This is a genomic window from Desulfurivibrio alkaliphilus AHT 2 (assembly GCF_000092205.1).
Classification (GTDB): Bacteria; Desulfobacterota; Desulfobulbia; order Desulfobulbales; family Desulfurivibrionaceae; genus Desulfurivibrio; species Desulfurivibrio alkaliphilus.
This window is the reverse complement of record NC_014216.1, coordinates 2,174,590-2,194,585: the sequence shown is the minus strand read 5'-3', so window position 1 is coordinate 2,194,585 and position 19,996 is coordinate 2,174,590. Positions and strand designations below refer to the sequence as shown.

At 62.5% G+C, this 19,996-nt stretch carries 16 protein-coding genes and 1 tRNA gene; 9 read left to right on the top strand and 8 right to left on the bottom strand.

All coding sequences use genetic code 11. The annotated features are described in order from the left end of the window. Window positions 1-3: 3 nt before the first annotated feature. The 8 genes from DAAHT2_RS09595 to DAAHT2_RS09560 all read right to left on the bottom strand — a co-directional run bounded on the left by DAAHT2_RS09595 (window position 4) and on the right by DAAHT2_RS09560 (window position 9,540). Window positions 4-921, bottom strand: a complete 918-nt coding sequence (locus tag DAAHT2_RS09595) for a DivIVA domain-containing protein (protein ID WP_013164093.1) — start codon at window positions 919-921, stop codon at window positions 4-6. Window positions 922-1,005: 84 nt separating this feature from the next. Next, complete coding sequence (locus DAAHT2_RS09590; protein ID WP_013164092.1) at window positions 1,006-1,302, bottom strand: YggT family protein; 297 nt, start codon at window positions 1,300-1,302, stop codon at window positions 1,006-1,008. Window positions 1,303-1,315: 13 nt separating this feature from the next. Continuing rightward, complete coding sequence (locus DAAHT2_RS09585) at window positions 1,316-1,657, bottom strand: hypothetical protein (protein WP_013164091.1); 342 nt, start codon at window positions 1,655-1,657, stop codon at window positions 1,316-1,318. A 23-nt stretch (window positions 1,658-1,680) separates the two neighbouring features. After that, window positions 1,681-3,213, bottom strand: coding sequence for a methionine--tRNA ligase (gene metG / locus DAAHT2_RS09580; protein WP_013164090.1), 1,533 nt, complete (start codon window positions 3,211-3,213; stop codon window positions 1,681-1,683). Beyond that, window positions 3,210-4,316, bottom strand: a complete 1,107-nt coding sequence (locus tag DAAHT2_RS13955) for a PSP1 domain-containing protein (RefSeq protein WP_013164089.1) — start codon at window positions 4,314-4,316, stop codon at window positions 3,210-3,212. The genes metG and DAAHT2_RS13955 overlap by 4 nt, the downstream gene beginning before the upstream one ends. 18 nt (window positions 4,317-4,334) lie before the next feature. Beyond that, entirely contained in the window at window positions 4,335-5,393 is a 1,059-nt protein-coding gene (holB, locus tag DAAHT2_RS09570; protein WP_013164088.1) for a DNA polymerase III subunit delta', read from the bottom strand. Between the two features lie 8 nt (window positions 5,394-5,401). Beyond that, on the bottom strand, window positions 5,402-6,547 hold the full coding sequence (locus tag DAAHT2_RS09565; protein ID WP_013164087.1) for a 3'-5' exoribonuclease YhaM family protein: 1,146 nt from the start codon (window positions 6,545-6,547) through the stop codon (window positions 5,402-5,404). Window positions 6,548-6,549: 2 nt separating this feature from the next. Continuing rightward, a complete protein-coding gene (locus DAAHT2_RS09560) occupies window positions 6,550-9,540 on the bottom strand; it encodes a phosphoribosylformylglycinamidine synthase subunit PurS (RefSeq protein WP_013164086.1) in 2,991 nt (996 codons plus the stop codon). A 320-nt stretch (window positions 9,541-9,860) separates the two neighbouring features. Here DAAHT2_RS09560 and DAAHT2_RS09555 point away from each other — a divergent pair. The 9 genes from DAAHT2_RS09555 to pnp all read left to right on the top strand — a co-directional run bounded on the left by DAAHT2_RS09555 (window position 9,861) and on the right by pnp (window position 19,991). Continuing rightward, a tRNA-Gly gene (locus DAAHT2_RS09555) sits at window positions 9,861-9,936 on the top strand. Between the two features lie 204 nt (window positions 9,937-10,140). Further along, the gene (gene rimP, locus DAAHT2_RS09550; protein ID WP_013164085.1) at window positions 10,141-10,608 is read left to right on the top strand and encodes a ribosome maturation factor RimP; all 468 of its coding nucleotides are present in this window, start codon (window positions 10,141-10,143) and stop codon (window positions 10,606-10,608) included. A gap of 31 nt (window positions 10,609-10,639) precedes the next feature. Continuing rightward, window positions 10,640-11,989, top strand: a complete 1,350-nt coding sequence (nusA, locus tag DAAHT2_RS09545; protein WP_013164084.1) for a transcription termination factor NusA — start codon at window positions 10,640-10,642, stop codon at window positions 11,987-11,989. A gap of 217 nt (window positions 11,990-12,206) precedes the next feature. Continuing rightward, a complete protein-coding gene (gene infB / locus DAAHT2_RS09540) occupies window positions 12,207-14,945 on the top strand; it encodes a translation initiation factor IF-2 (protein ID WP_013164083.1) in 2,739 nt (912 codons plus the stop codon). Window positions 14,946-14,948: 3 nt separating this feature from the next. Continuing rightward, window positions 14,949-15,356 (top strand): 30S ribosome-binding factor RbfA, encoded by a 408-nt coding sequence (rbfA, locus tag DAAHT2_RS09535; RefSeq protein WP_013164082.1) that lies wholly within the window; start codon window positions 14,949-14,951, stop codon window positions 15,354-15,356. Next, a complete protein-coding gene (locus DAAHT2_RS09530; RefSeq protein ID WP_218915001.1) occupies window positions 15,353-16,474 on the top strand; it encodes a DHH family phosphoesterase in 1,122 nt (373 codons plus the stop codon). Before rbfA ends, DAAHT2_RS09530 begins: the two co-directional genes overlap by 4 nt. Continuing rightward, on the top strand, window positions 16,468-17,193 hold the full coding sequence (truB, locus tag DAAHT2_RS09525) for a tRNA pseudouridine(55) synthase TruB (protein WP_013164080.1): 726 nt from the start codon (window positions 16,468-16,470) through the stop codon (window positions 17,191-17,193). Before DAAHT2_RS09530 ends, truB begins: the two co-directional genes overlap by 7 nt. Window positions 17,194-17,299: 106 nt before the next feature. After that, entirely contained in the window at window positions 17,300-17,569 is a 270-nt protein-coding gene (gene rpsO, locus DAAHT2_RS09520; RefSeq protein ID WP_013164079.1) for a 30S ribosomal protein S15, read from the top strand. A 304-nt stretch (window positions 17,570-17,873) separates the two neighbouring features. Then, window positions 17,874-19,991, top strand: a complete 2,118-nt coding sequence (gene pnp / locus DAAHT2_RS09515) for a polyribonucleotide nucleotidyltransferase (RefSeq protein ID WP_041718941.1) — start codon at window positions 17,874-17,876, stop codon at window positions 19,989-19,991. Window positions 19,992-19,996 lie beyond the last annotated feature (5 nt).

The window sequence follows — 19,996 nt, the reverse complement described above, 5'->3', positions numbered from 1 at the left end:
TACTTACGGCTTTTGCGGCGACTGCTCCGGTTCATCCTCGAGGCTGATCATCGGTTCCAGGCCCTGGTCACCTGCCTCTTGGCCGCTCTCCTCTTCATCGTCCAGCGGGTCTTCCAGGCTGAAGACCAGATCGCCGTCAAGGTCGGGCAGGGTGGTGCCGTTGTCGCTGCTCACCTCCTCCCCGGCCCCGGTTTCAAAGATGCCGGTGGTTGGAAGGTCGTCGCCGGTAAGGTCCTCGGGGGTAAAATCCTCGGTGGAAAGGTCTTCGATGACCTCCGGTTCGCCGGCGGCCGGGGCGTCCTCTTTCAGTGGGGGCAACATATCGTCGGTGAGTTCGATGTGCTGATAAAGATCACTGGTCCCGGTTGCTGCCGCCGCCGCACCTGCCGCTACTGCCGGGCCGACCGCCGGGGCCGGCTTGTCGGCAACGGCCGCCTTGGGCTCCGCCGTGGTGTCCCGCGATGGAGCGGCCGGCCGGCCGGCGGGTTCTGCGTCAAGTTTGGACAGGTATGATTCGAGCACCCCCCGCACCTCATCTTTCACCTGATCCTTGATGGCCCGCAGGCGATCCAGTTCACGCTCCAGGTCTGAAATTTCCCGGCTGGCGCTTTCCTCCAGTTCCTTGGCCTCCTGGCGGGCCTTGGCCAGCACCTCGCGGGCCTCTTCCCGGGCCTTTTCCTTCATCTCCTGGGCCACGTTCTGGGCCGACAGAATGGCGCTCATGGATGATTTTTCCTGGCGCTTGTAGGCCGCCACCCGGCGCTCGGCGGCTTCCAGCCGTTCCTTCAGCTCCTTGTTTTCCTCGCTGAGTTTCTGTACCGTGGCCGCCACCTGTTCCAGGAAGTCGTCTACCTCTTCAGTGTCGAAGCCACGGAAACGCACATGAAACTGCTGGTTTTGGATGTCTTGGTGGTCAAGCATGGCATGCGCTCCTTGTTGAGTTGGTATCCGTTGTAACCGTTCCATTTACCCCAGGACCGGCAAGCTTTCAATTTCCCTGTGGGCTTACCCCAAGGCCCGGGCAAGCTGCTGCAGGGTTGGGACCAGGAAGCTTTGCAAAAAGATGATGCCCATAATCAACACCAGGGGGGCAAAGTCAAAACCGCCCATCACCGGCAGGTAACGGCGGATGACCCGCAACGGCGGTTCGGTGATCTCGTAGAGAAAACGAACAATGGGGTTGTACTGGTCGGCATTGACCCAGGAGATAATCACCCGGCCCAGAATCACCCAGATGTAAACGCTGAAAACGATATTGATCACCCCGGCCAGGGCGTTAAGAAAGTTGCTGATAATAAACATCAAAATCTCCTTACTAATTGTCGGCCTGAAAACAGGAAAACAGTTGTTGGCGCTCCTCCACCGTAACCTGGCAGTGACCGCTTACCCCGTAGTCCTCACCTTGTTCAGTTACCGGGGGTGCTACGGGGGTGTGGGCGTTCCAGCCCGTGGTGTCGGCGGCCATCAGCAGCCCCGGGGGGGCGATTTCCCGGCTCAACAAAGCCAGCAACCGTTGGCGCTGCCCGCCGGACAGCCCTTCCCGCAGCAGCACCAGCCCCCCCTCCAGCGGCAGCACTCGCAGGGGCCACTGCTCTGCCTGGCGGCAGACTTGGGCCAGGAAAGAGTCGGTATTGCTTGCTTGCAGTGGTTGGGTCATGATTGGTTGTATCTGGTTCGCGGTTATTTTTTGCCGGGCGCCTTTATCCGGGGAAACATGTTTTCCCCCAGGGTAACGGTGTTGCCCACCGGCAGCAAGCCCCAGGACTGCTGTTCGGCCAGCCGGCCTTCCGGCGGCAGGCCTAAAGCAAGCGACATTTTGCCCGCCGCCGCCGGCATTACCGGCTTCAAGGCGCAGGTGATGCAGCGCAGGGTTTCCAGCAGGGTGTTGAGCACCGTGGCCAGGCGTTGGGCCTGGGCCGGATCCTTGGCCAATTCCCAGGGGGCGTTATGCACGATATAACGATTGGCGCGGCCGATCACTTCCCAGACCGCCTCCAGGGCCTGGCGGAAGGACCAGGCCTGCATTTGCCGGCGGTACTCCGCCAGCATCGCCAGGGCGGCGTCCCGCAACTCCCGATCCTCGTCGTTCAAGGGTCCCGGGGCGGGCACCTGGGAGTCGGCAAAGTTTTTCACCATGGTCAAGCTGCGGGCAAAGAGGTTGCCCAGGTCGTTGGCCAGATCCGAGTTGCGGCGGGCCAGCACCGCCTCGTCGGAGTAGGAAGAATCAAGCCCGAAAGACATCTCCCGCAGCAGAAAATAACGGATGGTGTCGGCGCCGAAGGCGGCCACCATCTCTTCGGGGCGCACCACGTTGCCGATGCTTTTGGACATCTTGGTCTCACCCACGTTCCAGTAGCCGTGCACATGCAGCCGGCGGTAAGGCTCCAGTCCCATGGCCTTGAGCATGGTGGGCCAGAAAATGGCATGGGGTTTTAAAATGTCCTTGGCGATCAGGTGCTCGGCCCCGGCCCAGCGCCGGGCAAAGTCGGGGCCGTCGGGGTAGCCGATGCCGCTGACGTAGTTAATCAGGGCGTCGAACCAGACATAAGTAACGAAACGCTGGTCAAAGGGCAGGGGAATCCCCCACGCCAGCCGGCTGACCGGCCGGGAGATGCAGAGGTCTTCCAGGGGCTCGCTCAAAAAGGAGAGCACCTCGTTGCGGTAGCGCTCCGGGGTGATGAACTCCGGGTTGGCCTTGATGTGGTCGATGAGCCATTGCTGGTAGCGGCTCATGGCGAAAAAGTAGTTTTGCTCGGCCACCTGCTCCGGGGCGGTGAGATGATCGGGGCATTTGCCGTCGACCAATTCCTTTTCGGTCAGGAACCGCTCACAGCCTTTGCAGTAAAGGCCGTCATAATCGCTGAAATAGATGTCGCCCCGGTCGTAAACCTTTTGCAGAATCTGCTGCACCACGGCGACGTGGTGGGGGTCGGTGGTGCGGATGAAGTTGTCCGGTTCCACCAGCAGCGGCGGCCAGGCCGCCCGGAACATGGCGCTGATCCGGTCCACGTAGTCCCTTGCTTCGGTGCCGGCGGTGGCGGCTGCCTGGGCGATCTTGTCGCCGTGCTCGTCGGTGCCGGTCTGCAAAAAGACCTCTCGGCCGTCCAGCCGGTTAAAGCGGCTCACGGTATCCGCCACCACCGCCGTGTAGGCGTGGCCGAGGTGGGGTTGGGCGTTAACGTAGAAAATCGGCGTGGTCAGATAAAGGGTCATTGCTCGGTCCCGGATTTACTTTTTTTCCTCGCGGAGTCAGGTGGCGGCTGTCGCCGGCTGCGTTCTCCTTTTTTGCGCTCGCCGCCCTTGTCGGCGGCCGCCTGGTCCGCTCCCGGTTTGCCGCTTACCTTGGCCGGTTCGCAACGTCGCCATTCGCTGGCCTGCCAGATGATCACCCGTTCCGGCTCTTCCAGGTCGCAGACCTCAACGTTTTCCTCCAGGATATTCAGCTTCAGCACTTTGAAGCGGCGGCCGTCCAGGGTTACCATTTTGCCGGCCTTGGGCATTATGCGGCGCATTTTCTGGTAGGTTTCAAACTCGTAGGTCAAGCAGCAGAGCAGCCGGTTGCAGATCCCCGAGATTTTGGCGGGGTTCAACGGCAACCCCTGCTCTTTGGCCATCTTGATGGAAACTGGGGCAAACTGGTTGATGTATGAACTGCAGCACAGCTCCCGGCCGCAGCAGCCTAGGCCGCCGATCATCTTGGTTTCATGGCGCACCCCCACCTGGCGGATCTCCACCCGGGTGCGAAACTCCTGCACCATATCCTTGACCAGCCCGCGAAAGTCAACCCGGTTTTCGGCGGTGAAGTAAAAGATGATCTTGCCGCCGCTGAAAAAACGTTCGGCCCGGATCAGCTTCATGGGGAGTTGGTGTTTGCTGATCAACTGCTGAGCCAGGAGGAAATCTTCCCGTTCCCGTTGCAGCAGGCTGCGGTACTTTTCCTGTTCTTCCGGCGAGGCCCGGCGGATCACTGTGGGGGTAATCCGCGGTGGGGATTTCTCCTTTTTCTGCTCGCCGCCATCTTTATGGTTTTGGGCTTTATGGTTTTGGGCGGGGCGGGGAGATTCCCCTTCGGCCTGGTGGTCCTGGGGCTGGTCAAGATCGGGCCGTTCGGCGGGAATCTGGCCGATCACCACCCCCGGTTCCAAGCCGTGGTCGGTCTGCAGCATGACCACTTCATCCCGCCGCAGGTCGATAATGCGGCTGACGGCGGCAACGGGCTGATCCCCGAGGCGAAAGCGGATGGTGCAGCACCGTGGCAGCAGGGGGGCCGGCGGTGAAGGCGAAGAAGATGCGGGTTGAGGGCTGAGGTTTTCCATAAGTTTATCAAGATACCATTAAAGCAGGTCAAAGAAAAGCACTTCGCAGACCAGGGTGCGGTTGCAGTTGCGTCGCAGCCGGCCTTGGGCCCGGCGTAAATGTTGGCGGCAGCTTTCCAGCGTGGCCGGCCCCCGATGCGCCGCCGCCGCAGAGAGCAGCGGCAGGAGGTCGCGGTTGATGATCGGGTTGTGCCGATTGGCCGGGTCTTGCGGGCTTAGCGTTTGCAGCAGGGCCAGATCATGGTAGCAGGAGGTCAGCAGGTCGAGAAAGTCCGGCAGCTCTTCCTTGAGTTGGGCGCACCGTTCCGCCCAGTACAACACCACTGCGGGGGCCGCCGGGGCCTCGGGCTGCAGGTTGAGCAGACTCTCCAGCACCTGCCGGCGCAGGGGCAACAACTCCTGCTCTTGCAACTGCCGGGCCCGGCCCAGGCTGCCTTCGGCCACCGTCGCCAGGGTAAGGCAGTTCTGGAAAACCGGGTCGCTTGACCAATCAGTCGCCATTTCCAGCTCCTGGCGATGGTCAGTTGCTTCCTGATACAGGGTTCTGGCCAGGGTTTCCACCGGCAGGGGATAAAAGGGGATGATCTGGCAGCGGGAAAGGATGGTGGGCAGAATCCCCCCGGCCTCGTCGCCGGTAAGCAGCAGGATGGTGTCGGCCGGTGGTTCTTCCAGGGTTTTCAGCAGGCTGTTGGCCGCCTCCCGGCGCATGGTGTGGACCTCCCCCAACACCACCACCCGGCGCCCGGCCTCGAGAGGAGGGAATTGCAGCGCTTTTTTGAGTTCCCGCACCTGCTGGATCTTGATCCCCGCCCCTTCAGGCATAATCTCCAGAAAATCGGGGTGATTAGCGGAAGCAAACTTGCGGCAGGACGGACACCGGCCGCAGGCCTCCAACGGCTCTGGACGATCGCCTTGGCAATTCAAGGCAGCGGCCAGGGCCCGGGCGGCGGTTTTCTTGCCCACCCCGGCCGGGCCGCGAAACAGATAAGCATGGGCCAGTTTGCCGCCGCCCACGGCCCGGCGCAGTATCTCCTTGGCCTGCTGCTGCTCGATGATTTGCGAAAAAGTGGTAAGCATGAGGGGGGTTAGCCCCACAGGGGTTTTTGCCGGGGGTCGACGGGGTTGCTGCTTTCGTCCTCCATGGCCGGCGGTGCAGCAGGCGGGTCAGGCCGGGGAGCGGCTTTCTTCTTCCTGGTTGCCTGCCGGGGGGCGGGGGGCGGATCACTTTCCGGGCCGGGATTTCGGCCCGGCTCCTGGCCAGGCTCCTGGGCCGGGCCCGGCAAATAGAGAAAACGTTCCAGGTTGCGCTGGTAGTCGCTCCACTGGTAGCCGGGTTCGGTGGTTTGCCGGTTCAAGCGGTGGAAATAATTGGCCTTGGCATCAAGATTGTCGAGAAAATGGAGGATAAAGGCCTCCTGCATCATGGGCAGGGTGGGGGTGCCGAACTCGTGGTAGCCGTGGTGGCTCAGCACCAGGTGTTGCAGGCGCTCCAGCAGCTCGGGCGGAAAGTCGTCGATGGCCGCCGCCTTTTGACTGATCATTTCGGTGCCGATCACCAGGTGCCCCACCAGCCGGCCCCGGTTGCTGTAGCCGAAAGGGTATTCCCGGTAGGTCAACTCCTCGGTCTTGCCCAGGTCGTGGAGCAGGGCGCCGGCCAGCAGCAGGTCGGCATCCAGGCCCGGGTAGAGCCGGCTCACCGCCTCGGCCAGGCGAGCCACCGCCACCGTGTGTTCCAGCAGCCCGCCCAGGTAGGCATGGTGCATGCTTTTGGCCGCCGGGGCGGTGGTGAAGCGCTGGTAAAACTCCCGGTCGCTGAAGAAGGCGTCCAGCAGCCGGCGCACCGGCGGGCTCTGCACCCCGGCCAGCAGCCGTTCAAGCTCCGCTTCCAGCTCCCGGCGGTCGAAATCGCCGCTGGGCATGAAATCGGCCGGATCAACGCTGCTCGGGTCCACCGGGCTTATCCGGCCGATTTTAAGTTGGGGGCTGCCCTGGTAGCTGTCTCCCCGGCCGCTGACCTGGAGATAGCTGCCCGGTTGGCACAGCGGTGCCAGCTCCTCGGCGTCATCCCACACCGGCCCGCCGATCTCGCCGCTGTTGTCCACCAGGGTGAGGCGCAAAAAGGGCTTGCCGGCCCGGGTCTCCCCGCGGTTCAACTCCTTGACCAGGAAAATTCCCTCAACTTCCCGGCCTTCAGCGATCTCCGCGATAAAAATCCCTTTCTCTGCACCCATCGTTAGAAGTCCAGGGTTGTTTGCCAGCTTTTCTTAAGATCCTCGATACGCTCCACCAGCACCGTCTCGCCGCCCAGGCCGGAGATGCGCAGCACCGGTTCCGAGGTCACCACCCCGATCCGGCTGCATTCGGCGCCGGCCATGGTCTGTTCAAAGGCGTCGGCGTCGGCGGGGGCCACGGTGACCAGCAGACGGCTGGCGCTTTCGGAAAAAAGCAGCACATCGTCGCGGTAGACCTCTTGGGTAAGCGCCAGCCCCAGGTCGATATCCAGCCCCAGTCCGCCGGCAAAGGCACTCTCCGCCGCCGCCACCGCCAGGCCGCCGTCGGAAAGGTCGTGGGCCGAGGCCACCAGGCCCCGGGTCATGGCCTGGTGGAGGGCCTCGTAACGGCGGCGGGCGGTTTCGGGGTTCACCTTGGGCACGTTGTTGCCCACCCCTCCCAGCAGGGCGGCGTATTCCGAACCGCCCAGTTCGTCGTAGGTGGTGCCCAGCAGGTAGACCAGATCGCCGGGTTTTTTGGCGTCCATGGTCACCGCCCGGTTGACGTCGTCGATTTTGGCCACCACCGAAAAGAGCAGGGTGGGCGGGATCGAAATCTTGACGTTGTTCATCATGTAATCGTTTTTCATCGAGTCCTTGCCGGAGATGCAGGGCACTCCGAAGGCCACGGCGCAGGCCGCCAGGGCCTGGTTGGCCCGGACCAGTTGAGCCAGTTTGTAGGGACCGTCCGGGGTCTTTTCCGACAGCACCGGGTCACACCAGCAAAAGTTGTCCAGCCCCGCCATGTGGTTCAGCCCGGCCCCGGTGGCCACCGCGTTGCGGATGGCTTCATCCACCGCGCAGGCCGCCATGTGGTAAGTGTCGATGTCCGAGTACTTGGGGCAGATACCGTGGGCGATCACCAGCCCCTGGCAGGAGTCCAGCAAGGGGCGGATCACCGCCGCATCCGAGGGGCCGTCGTTGGCCGCCCCGGTCAGCGGCTTGACCACGCTGCCGGCCTGCACCTCGTGGTCGTACTGCCGTACCACATACTCCTTGCTGCAGACGTTGAGCCGGCCCAGCAGGGTGTGGAGTTCGGCGCCAAGATCGGGGTGGTCGGGCAGTTGCAGCTCGGGGTGTACCGGCGGCGTCCAGCGGGCCGAAAGCTGCATGGGGGGCAGGCCGTGGTGGACAAAGGCCATCTCCAGGCAGGCCACCGTTTGGCCTTGATAAAGCACGTGGAACTTGCCGGAATCGGTGAAGGTGCCCAGCACCGTGGCCTCCACCTCCATGCGTTGGCACAGGGCCATGAATTCGTCTATTTTGCCCGGCGGCACGGCCAGGGTCATCCGTTCCTGGGCCTCGGAGATCATGATCTCCCAGGGCTGCAGGCCCGGGTATTTGAGCGGCGCCTTGTCCAGGTGCAACTCAAAGCCGCCGGTATCTTCGGCCATCTCGCCCACCGAGGAGGAAAGCCCGCCGGCGCCGTTGTCGGTGATGCAACTGTAAAGCCCCAGGTCGCGGGCTTTAAGCAGGCAATCGAACATCCGTTTCTGGGTAATGGGGTCGCCGATCTGCACCGCCGTGGCCGGCGAGCCCTCATGCAATTCCTCGGAGGAAAAGGTGGCCCCGTGGATGCCGTCCTTGCCGATGCGGCCGCCGGTCATCACGATCAGGTCGCCGGGGTTGGCCTTTTTGTGTTCCGACGGCCGGCCGTTCACCAGGGCCGGCATGATCCCCACCGTGCCGCAGAAAACCAGGGGTTTGCCGGCAAAACGGGAGTCGAAGACCAGCGAGCCGTTGACCGTGGGAATCCCGCTTTTGTTGCCGCCATGCTCCACCCCCAGCCGCACGCCTTCAAAGATCCGCTTGGGATGCAGCAGCCGGGCCGGCAGGGGATCTTCGTAGAAAGGCGAGGCAAAGCAGAAAACATCGGTGTTGGCGATCAGTTTGGCGCCCATGCCGGTGCCGAAGGGGTCGCGGTTGACCCCGACAATCCCGGTCAGCGCGCCACCGTAGGGATCGAGGGCGGAAGGGCTGTTGTGGGTTTCCACCTTGAAGGCCACGTTCCAGTCCTGGGTGAAGCGGATAACCCCGGCGTTGTCTTTGAAGACCGACAGGCACCAGTCGTTATCCCCCATGCGGCGGCGAATTTCCGCGGTCGGGGCCTTGATGAAGGTGTCGAACAGGCTGTGAAAAACGGTCTGTTGCCCGCTTGCGGTGTCCTCGTAGTGGATTTCGGCGTTGAAGATCTTGTGTTTGCAGTGCTCCGACCAGCTCTGGGCGAGAACTTCCAGTTCCACGTCGGTGATCTTTTCCCCCAGCCCCACCCGGCGGCGCTGTTTAACCACCTGCGGGTCCTGCAGGTGATCCCGGATTACCTGCATCTCGTCGAGGGTCAGGGCCAGTACCCCGTCCCGGCTGATTTTTTGCAGGGTGTCATCGTCGACGTTAAGGTCGATCTCCGCCACCCGCCACTGATCGTCGCCGGTTACCCGGGGCGCGTAGGCCGGTATGCCGCCCTGATCGACAAACTCCTGGTGGCTGAGAATGGTGAACCGCTCGATCAACTCGTTGGCCAGCAGCTTGGCGGCGATGGTGGTTGCCTGCTCGCGGCTCAACTCGCCCTTGAGCAGGTACTGCATGGAGGTGTAAACCGCCTCCCGGTCGCTTAAGGGACGGCCCAGCAGCAAGGCCAGGGCCTGGCTGGCGGTGCGCCCTTCATTGTCGGTAACCCCCGGCCGAAAGCCCACCTCGATGCACCAGTCGAAGGGCAGTTCCTGGCGCAGGGCCAAAGCGTCCAGGGAGTAATCCTGGGTCACCGGGTCGCAGTAGGGGCCGGCGGCCGCCGCCTGGAGTTGTTCCGGGGTGATGTCGGCCTCCACGGTGAACACCTTGATGGTGCGCACCTCATCCACGGCCAGCTGCAGGTCGGCGGCGATCCGTTTGCCGGTCGCTTCGCCATATGAATCGTTAACGCGGGTTTTCAGGCCAACCTCGATGCGGGCAAGCATACTGGGCTCCTTAAGACTGTTGGTGGCGTTTTATTTTAAGGGTAAGGTTGCCGATTTTTACCGGCACGACAATATAACGCATCAGATTTTTTTTGCCCGGTCCTTTTTTCGTTCTCTACTTAATCCGCCCAGCCCTTGACATCTTCGCGAAAACCTGTATATTCGTCGGCATCAGGAATGTGATGACTGATCACGGGTTCCACTGGGTAAGCGGTCACGGGGTGCCGCAGCTTGCGGCAAGCGAGACGGCGAAGCGTACCCCGGTACGTGAGCCGGCTCGATCGCCGCAAGATGTGGTGCCCCGTGATCGCTTACGATGGGCGGACATAGCTCAGCTGGTAGAGTACAAGCTTCCCAAGCTTGGTGTCGCGGGTTCGAATCCCGTTGTCCGCTCCAAGACCCCTTTTTTTGTGTGGTCTTTTCCTGATTTGCCGGCAGAAGGTGGCAGAGCCGCTTTTTAACCGTCTGCTGTTTTTCAGAGCCATCCGTGTCGGGTGGAATTTTGAAAGTGGGCCGCAAGCCCGCTTTTTTTGTTTTTGGTCCCTGGGGCTGCCGCCTCCTGGTAACAACCCGGGGAGTTGAGTGGGAGTTTAAAGAACTATGTCGGCCGGAGAATCAGCCCTTATCCAACGCCTTCATGAACTGTTGGAGCCGGTGGTGCTGGACCATGGCCTTGAGCTGGCGGAACTGCAGTTTCGCCGCGAGGCCCCGGGCTGGGTGCTGCGCCTGATCATCGATGCCGACGACGGGGTCGGCCTCGACGACTGTACCCGGGTCAGCCGCGAGGTTTCCCACCTGCTGGAGGTGGAAGACCCCATTGAGCAGGCCTTCACCCTGGAGGTTTCTTCGCCGGGGCTGGATCGCCCTTTGCGGCGTGAGCGCGACTATGTTCGCTGTCGCGGGAAAATGGCCAAAATCGTCTGCACTCGGCAGATCGAGGGCCAGAATGTGGTCATCGGCCGTTTGGGCGAGGTGGCCGACGGCGCCGTAACGGTGGAAACCGACGCCGGACCGGTAAAGGTGCCCTTGGCGGCGGTACGGCGGGCCAGGTTGGTGGTGGAGTGGTAGCGCCCATTTTAAATACGTTTGGAGTTGACAAATGATATCAGAGCTTAAAAGAATCATCGATCAGATCAGTCGCGACAAAGGAATTAACCGCGATCTGCTTATTGAGGCCATCGAAGAGGCGGTGATGAGCGCGGCCAAGAAGAAATACGGCCACCGCCGCGAGATCGAGGCCCGTTATAACGATGAGTACGGCGAGATCGAGCTCTTCCAGTTCCGCACCGTGGTGGATGAAGTAACCGACGAGCAGACGGAAATCTCGCTGGCCGAGGCCAAGGAGCTGGACCCGGAAGTGGAGATGGGTGATGAGCTGGGCAGCAAGATGGATTCTGCCGCCGACCTGGGCCGGATCGCCGCCCAGTCCGCCAAGCAGGTCATCATTCAAAAGATGAAGGAAGCGGAAAGCGATGTGGTTTACGACCTCTTCAAGGAGCGCAAGGGCGATATCGTCAACGGTATCGTGCAGCGCTTCGAACGGGGTAACATGATCGTCAACCTGGGTCGCACCGACGCCATTTTACCTTCCCGCGAGCAGATGCCCCGCAAATCCTACCGCCAGGGCGATCGGATTCGGGCCTACCTGCTTGACGTTCGCCAGTCGTCCAAGGAACCCCAGTTGGTTCTCAGCCGGACCTGCAACGAGTTCTTGACCAAGCTATTCACCATGGAGGTGCCGGAGATCGCCGAAGGCATCGTCAAGGTCATGGGCGTGGCCCGCGAGCCCGGTTCCCGGGCCAAGATCGCCGTCAGCTCCACCGAGAGCGATGTCGATCCGGTGGGCGCCTGTGTCGGCATGAAGGGGTCCCGGGTGCAGAATGTGGTGCAGGAGCTGCAGGGCGAGAAGATCGACATTGTGCCCTGGAGCCCGGACCCGGCCCGTTATGTCTCCAATGCCCTGGCCCCGGCCCAGGTTTCCATGGTGGTGGTGGACGAGGAAAACAATACCCTGCTGGTGGTGGTGCCCGACGATCAGCTGTCGCTGGCCATCGGCCGCCAGGGCCAGAACGTGCGGCTGGCCTCGGCCCTGCTGGGCTGGCGGATCGACGTTAAGAGCGAGACCAGGTATTCCCGTTCCATTGAAGAGGGTTTCCAATCCTTGCTGGATGTGGCGGGGATCAGCGAGAAACAGGCGGAAAAGCTTTACGACGGCGGGATTTCATCGGCCGCCGAGCTGGCAGCGGCGGACCCGGCAGAAGTGGCCACGACCCTGGGTCTGGAAGAACCAGAGGCGCAAGCTTTGGTAAGCGCAGCCTCCCTGGTTGAGCCCCGGGAGGAGGAGCCCCAAGAAGAGGAAACGGGAACAAACGCCCCGGTCGAGGAAGAAAAGCCCGAGGCGGAAGCGGCAAAGCAAGCCGGCGAGGACGAGCCGGCGGAGGATAAGTAACCGTCCCTGTACGTAAGCCTGGCTGCTTGCCCGAAGATGCGGTGCTGCTGAACGCTTACGAGGATGACAGCGGCGAGCGTTCATGATAAGCTAGCCGGCTGGGTAAAAAGCGATAGGGAAGTGAAAATATAAGTTTCGGTGTAATTGGGCGGCGCTTGAGCCGCCCCGCCCCGGGATGTTGACGAAGAGTCGGGAAATCTCTTCGGGAGCTTTAGGAATGAAGAAAATTCGCGTATACGAGTTGGCCAAAGAAGCAGGGCTGGAAAACAAGGTTCTGGTAGCCCGTCTGCAGGAAGATGGATACCAGGTGAAATCCCACAGCTCCACCCTGACTGAGGACGAGGCCCGGGAGATTCGCGTTAAACTTGGGCTGCTGCAGACGGAAACCAAGGAAAAAAGGATCCAGGACCAGGGGCGTCGCACCATTATCCGCCGCCGCAAGGCGGTGGTGCAGCCACCGGCGGAAGAGGCCCCGGCAGCCCCGGAATCTCCGGCAGAAAGCACTGCCCCGGCCGCCGAAGAGGCGGAACAACCAGCCGCAGCCCCCGAGGCTCCCGCCGCTCCGGCGGAAGGTGTTGCCCCGCCGGTAAGCGCGGCCCCGGAAGCCGGGCCCGCCAAAGCTTCTGTCGAAGCTCCGGCCGCAGAGGCCGCCCCGGAGGTCGAGGCGGAAAAGGCGCCGAAGACGGCAGCAGAAGAAGCTCCCGCCGCGGCAGCCGAACCGGCGCCGGCCGCCGCCGAGGAACCGCCGCCTGCTCCCGCCACTGAAGCTCCCGCCGCCGCGGCGGCAGAGGCCCCGGCGGCAGAGCCGGCCACCCCCGCCCAAGCCCCGGAGCGCAAGGGCTTGGCCCGGGTGATCAAGCGGGCGGCCATTACCATTACCCCCTCTCCCGAGGAGCGTCCCCGGCCCCGTAAGCCGGAGAAAGGCAAGAAACCGGCCGTGGCGGCCGGAGAGCCCGATTTTGATGATGCCGCCGGGAAAAAGAAGGGCAAGCGCTTTGTCAAGTTCACCCCGGAGGTCGATCGTGGTCCGGCCAAGAAAGGGGCGGCGGGCAAGCGCAAGCGCAAGGCCGAAGTGGTGGCCGAAGATTTCGACGAACTGGGTCTGGTGCCGGCCGGCGTCCGCCTGGGCCGGGGTGGCCGGGGCGGCGGCAAGCGCAAGCAGCAGCATGACAAGCCGCAGTTTGCCGCCGAAACCAAGGCCATCAAGAAAAGAATCACCGTTTATGAAACCATTTCGGTGGGCGATCTGGCCCACCGCATGGGGGCCAAGGCCAACGAGGTGATCGCCAAGCTGATGGGGCTGGGGGTCATGGCCACCGTCAACCAGGCCATGGATTTCGATACCGCCGCCCTGGTGGCGGCCGAATTCGGCTACGAAGTGGAGCAGGGCAAAACCGAGGAGCAGACCATCCTCACCCTGGAAGAGGAAGAGACCGGCGGCGAGCTCAAACCCCGCCCGCCGGTGGTTACCGTGATGGGGCATGTCGACCACGGCAAGACCTCGATCCTGGACGCCATTCGCAAATCAGATGTGGCCGCCGGCGAGGCCGGGGGCATTACCCAGCACATCGGGGCCCATCATGTGCGGGCCCCCCAGGGCGAGGTGGTCTTCCTGGATACACCGGGGCATGAGGCCTTCACCGAAATGCGTTCCCGCGGCGCCCAGGTCACCGATATCGTGGTGCTGGTGGTGGCCGCCGACGATTCGGTGATGGATCAGACCCGGGAGGCCATCAACCACGCCCGGGCGGCGGAAGTGCCCATTCTGGTCTGCATCAACAAAATCGATAAGGAAAATGCCGACCCCATGCGGGTTAAGCGCGAGCTGGCGGACTTGGGGCTGATGAGCGAAGAGTGGGGCGGCGATACCATTTACTGCGAAACCTCGGCCAAAAAGGGTATCGGCATCGACACCCTGTTGGACAACATCCTATTGCAGTCGGAGGTGCTGGAACTTAAAGCCGACCCCCAACGCCACGCCAAGGGCCACGTGATCGAGGCCCAGTTGCATAAAGGGCGCGGCCCGGTGGCCACGGTGCTGGTTCAGCAGGGCACCTTGCGGGTGGGCGACGCCTTTGTGGCCGGGCAGTTTGCCGGTAAGGTCCGCTCGCTGATCAACGACAAGGGTGAGCAGGTGCAGGAGGCCGGCCCTTCCTTTCCCGTTGAGATTCAGGGTTTGAGCGGCGTGCCCCAGGCCGGTGACGAGTTTATCGTGGTCCGGGACGACAAGATGGCCAAAAACGTCAGTGCCGAGCGGCAGTTGAAGCTGCGGGAAAAGGAGCTGGCCACCGACAGCAAGATCTCGCTGGAGAACCTCTTCGATCGGATGCAGGAAGGCGAGGTCAAAGAACTGATGGTGGTCCTGCGGGCCGACGTGCAGGGCACCCTGGAGGCCTTCAGTTCCTCGCTGGAACAGCTTTCCACCGACAACGTCAAGGTCCGGGTGCTCAACTCCGGCACCGGCACGGTCAATGAGTCCGACGTGTTGCTGGCTGCCGCCTCCGATGCCCTGATCATCGGCTTCAATGTGCGGCCCAACGCCCGGATCCAGGAGCTGGCCAAGCGGGAAAAGGTGGATATGCGTTTTTACGACGTTATCTACCACGCCCTGGAAGACATCAAAAAGGCCATGGAAGGGTTGCTGGAGCCGGAGTTCATCGAAGAGGTCATCGGTACCGCCGAGGTGCGCCAGACCTTCCATGTCTCCAAGGTGGGAACCATCGCCGGTTGCTATGTCACCGACGGCAAGGCCGAGCGCAACGCCCAGGTACGGCTGCTGCGCGACGGGGTGGTGGTGCACACCGGCCAGCTCAGCTCGCTGAAGCGGTTCAAGGACGACGCCAAGGAAGTGGCCAGCGGTTACGAGTGTGGTATTTCCCTGCGTAACTACAACGATATCAAGGAAGGGGACGTCTTGGAGTTCTTCGTGATGAAGGAAATCCAGCCGGAGTTGTAAAGCATGAGTGCCGCCCGTCGCAAAACCAGTTTACCCCCGCTGCCGGGTTTGCCGGCCCGCACCGGCAAGCGCCGGCCGGACCGGATCGCCGACGAGATCCGCCAGGAAGTGGCGGCCCTGCTGGTGGCCAAGGTCCAGGATCCCCGGGTGGCCAAAGTAACCATCCTGCGCGCCACGGTAACCCCGGATCTCAGCCAGGCCCGCCTCTATTACAGCGTTTTCGACGAGGCCGCCGCCGCCGAGGCGGCCAAGGGGCTGGCCAGCGCCAAAGGCTTCATTCGCAGCAGCCTGGCCAAAAATCTTGCCCTGCGGGTGGTCCCGGCCCTGATCTTTGAACACGACCGTTCCTTGGCTGAACAGGAGAAACTGGAAAGAATTTTCCAGGAAATCAAGGCCGGAGAAGAAGAATGAGCGCAAATGATCGCGGGGCTCCCGGGGTAAGCGGTCACAGGGTGCCGCAGGTTGCGGCAAGCGAGACGGCGAAGCGTACCTCAGTACGTGAGCCGGCTCGATCGCCGCAAGATGCGGTGCCCTGTGATCGCTTACGAATGAATACCTTGCCGGTAATGGAGATAGCTGCGGCCCTGAAGCAAGCCCGGCGGGTGCTGGTGCTGACCCATATTCATCCCGACGGCGATGCCCTGGGCTCGCAACTGGCCCTGGGGATGGTCCTGCGGGGGCTGGGCAAAGAGGTTTCTCTGTTCGGCGAGGCTGAGGTTTCCCACCTCTACGACTTTTTGCCCGGCGCCAACGAGATTACCACCGAGTTGCCCGACCTGGACTCCTTTGATTGCGCCGTTGCCCTGGACTGCGGCGATGCCCACCGCCTGGGCGACAACATGACCGCCCTGCTGGCCATCAAGCCCTTTCTGGTGCTGGATCATCACGCCGGTCACCAGGAGTTCGGCGATCAGCGCTGGGTCGATCCCCACCGGGCTTCCACCGGCGAGATGGTTTATGACCTGGCGGTGGCGCTGGAGGCGGATATTTCAAGCGAGGCGGCCTATTGCCTCTACACCGCCATTGTTTCCGATACCGGTTCCTTCAAGTACTCCTCCACCACCGCCGAAACCTTCCGGGTCGCCAGGGAACTGGTGCTGAAAGGGGTAAAACCGGCGGAGGTGGCCGGCAAGCTGTTCGATAACTACAGCCTGGCCCGGCTGCGCCTGTTCCAACGGGTGTTGGAAGGCTTGAGCCTGCACTGCAACGGCCGGATCGCCATGATCAGCGCCCCTCAGCGTTTTTTTGGCGAAACCGGGGCCGCACCGCAGGATACCGAAGGCTTCATCAACTACCCCCGGGCCCTGACCAGCGTCAAAGTGGCGGCCTTTCTGAAAGAGGCCGAAGCCGGCATGGTTTCGGTGAGTCTGCGCTCCAAAGGGGCAACCTATGATGTGGCCAAAGTGGCGGCCATGTTCGGCGGCGGCGGCCACCGCAACGCCGCCGGCTTCAAGCGTTTCAATACCACCATCGAGCAACTCTCCGGCGAACTGCTACGGGCCCTGGAGCCCCTGGTGGAAAAATGTTAGACCCGGGGGTGCTGCCGGTGGACAAGCCGGCGGGGCCATCCTCTTTTCGCATGGTGCAACTGGTGCGGCGGGCCACCGGCATTAAAAAGGTGGGCCATGCCGGCACCCTGGACCCCTTCGCCTCCGGCCTGCTGCTGGTCTGCATCGGCCGCCCGGCCACCCGCCTGGTGGATCGCCTGATGGTGGGCGATAAGGAATATGAAGCCACGGTGCAACTGGGTGTGACCACCGCCACCCATGATCCCGAAGGTGAGATCCTGGACCGTCGTCCGGTGACGGCAGCCCATTTCGACGCCCTGGAAGCGGCCCTGGATAACTTCCGGGGCGAGCTCTGGCAAAGCCCGCCGGCCTTTTCCGCCGCCAAACACCAGGGTAAACCGCTGTACAGCTACGCGCGCCGGGGCGAGATGATCAGCAAGCCGCCCCGCCGGGTGCTGATCCACCGGCTGGAAGTGGTAAGCCGGGACCACCGGCAACACCGGGTGGTGCTGCGGGTCTGCTGCAGCAAGGGCACCTATATTCGCAGCCTGGCCCACGATTTGGGGCAAGCCTTGGGCTGCGGTGCCCATCTGGCGGCCCTGCGCCGCCTGGCCAGCGGCGACTTCCGGGTGGAGCAGGCCCTGGCCGGCGAACGCCTGCTGGAACCCCAGGCCGCCGCCGCCGTGGCGGCCGGCGCCCTGCCGGTGCCGGAAGTCGAGGGCCGGTTACTAAAACCTTGACGGTCTGGCCCGATTTGAGTATTTACTGCGGCTGAAGATTTAGTAGGGGTGGCTGGCGCGGCTGGCCGCTTCCTGAATGTTTCAATTATATTTAAGGAGCTTCATCGTGACTCTGAAAACGGAAGACAAGCAGGCCATCATCGCCGACTACGGCACCCACGACAACGACACCGGTTCCCCCGAGGTGCAGGTGGCTCTGTTGAGCGCCCGGATCAGCTACTTGACCGAGCATTTCAAGATTAACAAGAAAGACCACCACTCTCGCCGGGGGCTGCTGAAGCTGGTCGGCCAGCGCCGGCGGTTGCTGGATTATGTGAAAAGCAAGGACGTTGAACGATACCGCAACTTGATTCAACGTCTGGGCATCCGCAAGTAACTGCTGCCGGGTGCCGCAAACGGGGGGTCAGGTCTGTAAAGGATCTGGCCCCCCATGTTTTTGGTAACCGTTCACCAGGGGTACTAACTTCCCGGTGTAACGGGCCGTAATCGTTCAGCAGTGCCGCAGATTCGGGTAAGCAGCCAGGCGTAGCGTACATCGGTACTCAAGCCTGGCTGATCGCCCGAAGGTGCGGTGCGGCTGAACGATTACTGTTTTTGTGCTGGGCGGCGGTCAAGGGATTGTTGCCTGTAGATGGATGCAAGGAGTAATCAGCAGTTAAGGAAAAGGAAGGATAAGGAAAATCATGGAAAAGAAAGTAAGTATTGAATTGGCCGGCAGAAAACTCACCATCGAAACCGGACGTCTGGCCAAGCAGGCCGGCGGCTCGGTGCTGGTAACCTACGGTCAGAGCGTGGTGCTGGTAACCGCCACCGCCGCCCGCGAGCCCAAGGAAAACATCGACTTTTTGCCGTTGACCATCGAATATCAGGAGCGTTTTTATGCCGTGGGCCGGATTCCCGGCAGCTTCTTCCGGCGCGAGATCGGGCGCCCCACCGAAAACGAGACGTTGGCCTGCCGGATCATCGACCGGCCCCTGCGGCCGCTCTTTGCCCAGGGCTACCAGCATGAAACCCAGATCATCGCCACCGTTTTGTCCGCCGACCAGGAGAACGATCCCGACCTGATGGCCATGCTGGGGGCCTCCGCCGCCCTGAGCGTTTCCCAGGTGCCGTTTTTGGGCCCCATCGCCGGGGTGCGGGTGGGGATGATCGACGGCCAGTATGTGCTCAACCCCAGCCAGGAGCAGCGCAAAAACTCCCGCCTGGACCTGATCGTCGCCGGCAGTGAAAAGGCGGTGGTAATGGTGGAAGGCGGGGCCGACAGCCTGTCGGAAGAAGAGGTCAAAAACGGCATCTTCTTTGCCCACGAATCCCTCCAGCCGCTGCTGGCCATGCAGAAAGAGCTGCAGGCGGCGGCGGGCAAGCCCAAGCTGGAGGTCAAACCGCGCCAGGTGGATGAGGCCCTGCGCCAGCGGGTGCAGGAGCTGGCCGCCACCGAGATGGCCCAGGTAATCACCACCGTGGACAAGCAGCAGCGGGGCGAGGCTTCGGCTATGCTGGAAGAGAAGGTGCTGGCAGCCCTTGAAGGCGAGCTGGCCGAGGCCGCCGGCGAGCAGTTGCCGGTCAAGCTGCAGGAGGCCAAGGGACTGCTCAAGGAACTGAAGAAAAAGATGATCCGCGAGCGGATCACCAAGGAGCGGATCCGCATCGACAACCGGCGCCTGGATGAGGTGCGCAACATCACCAACGAGGTGGGAGTACTGCCCCGAGTCCACGGTTCGTCCCTGTTCACCCGCGGCGAGACCCAGGTACTGGTGAGTGCCACCCTGGGCAGCGGCGAAGACGAGCAGCGCATTGAATCGCTCAGCGGCATGTCGTTCAAGCCTTTCATGCTGCATTACAACTTCCCGCCCTACTGTGTCGGCGAGGTACGCTTCCTGCGCGGCCCCAGCCGGCGGGATATCGGCCACGGCGCCCTGGCCGAACGGGCGGTGCAGGCGGTGCTGCCCGATGCCGAGAGCTTCCCCTACACCATCCGGGTGGTTTCCGAGGTGCTGGAATCCAACGGTTCTTCCTCCATGGCCACCGTTTGCGGCGCTTCCCTGTCGCTGATGGACGCCGGGGTGCCGATGAAAAAGCCGGTGAGCGGCATTGCCATGGGCCTGATCAAGGAAGGCGACGATATCGCCATCCTCTCCGACATCCTGGGTGATGAAGATCACCTGGGCGACATGGACTTCAAGGTGGCCGGCACCGAAGACGGCATCACCGCCCTGCAGATGGACATCAAGCTGGAAGGGGTCTCCCGGGAGATCATGAGTGCCGCCCTCAACCAGGCCCGGGAAGGGCGGTTGCATATTTTGGGCAAAATGAAGGAAGCCATCGCCGCCCCGCGCAGCGATGTGCCGGCCCATGCCCCCAAGATGTTCAGCATTACCATCAACCCGGACAAGATCCGCGACCTCATCGGCCCCGGCGGCAAGGTGATCAAGGCCATCACCACCGAGTACGGCATCAAGATGGATGTCTCCGACGACGGCAAGGTCAAGATCTTCGCCCCTACCGGTGAAATCGCCGAGAAGGTCAAGGAAGAGGTGCTGAGCATCACCGCCGAAGCCGAGGTGGGCAAGGTCTACAAAGGGGTGGTCCAGAAGGTTATGGACTTCGGCGCCTTTGTCCAGATTTTGCCGGGCACCGACGGCCTGGTGCATATCTCCGAGCTGGAGCACCACCGGGTCAACAAGGTCACCGACGTGCTCAACGAGGGCGACGAGGTAATGGTCAAGGTGCTGGAGATCGACCCCCGCGGCAAGATTCGGCTGAGCCGCAAGGCCTTGCTGAACGAGGATAAGTCCTGATCCGG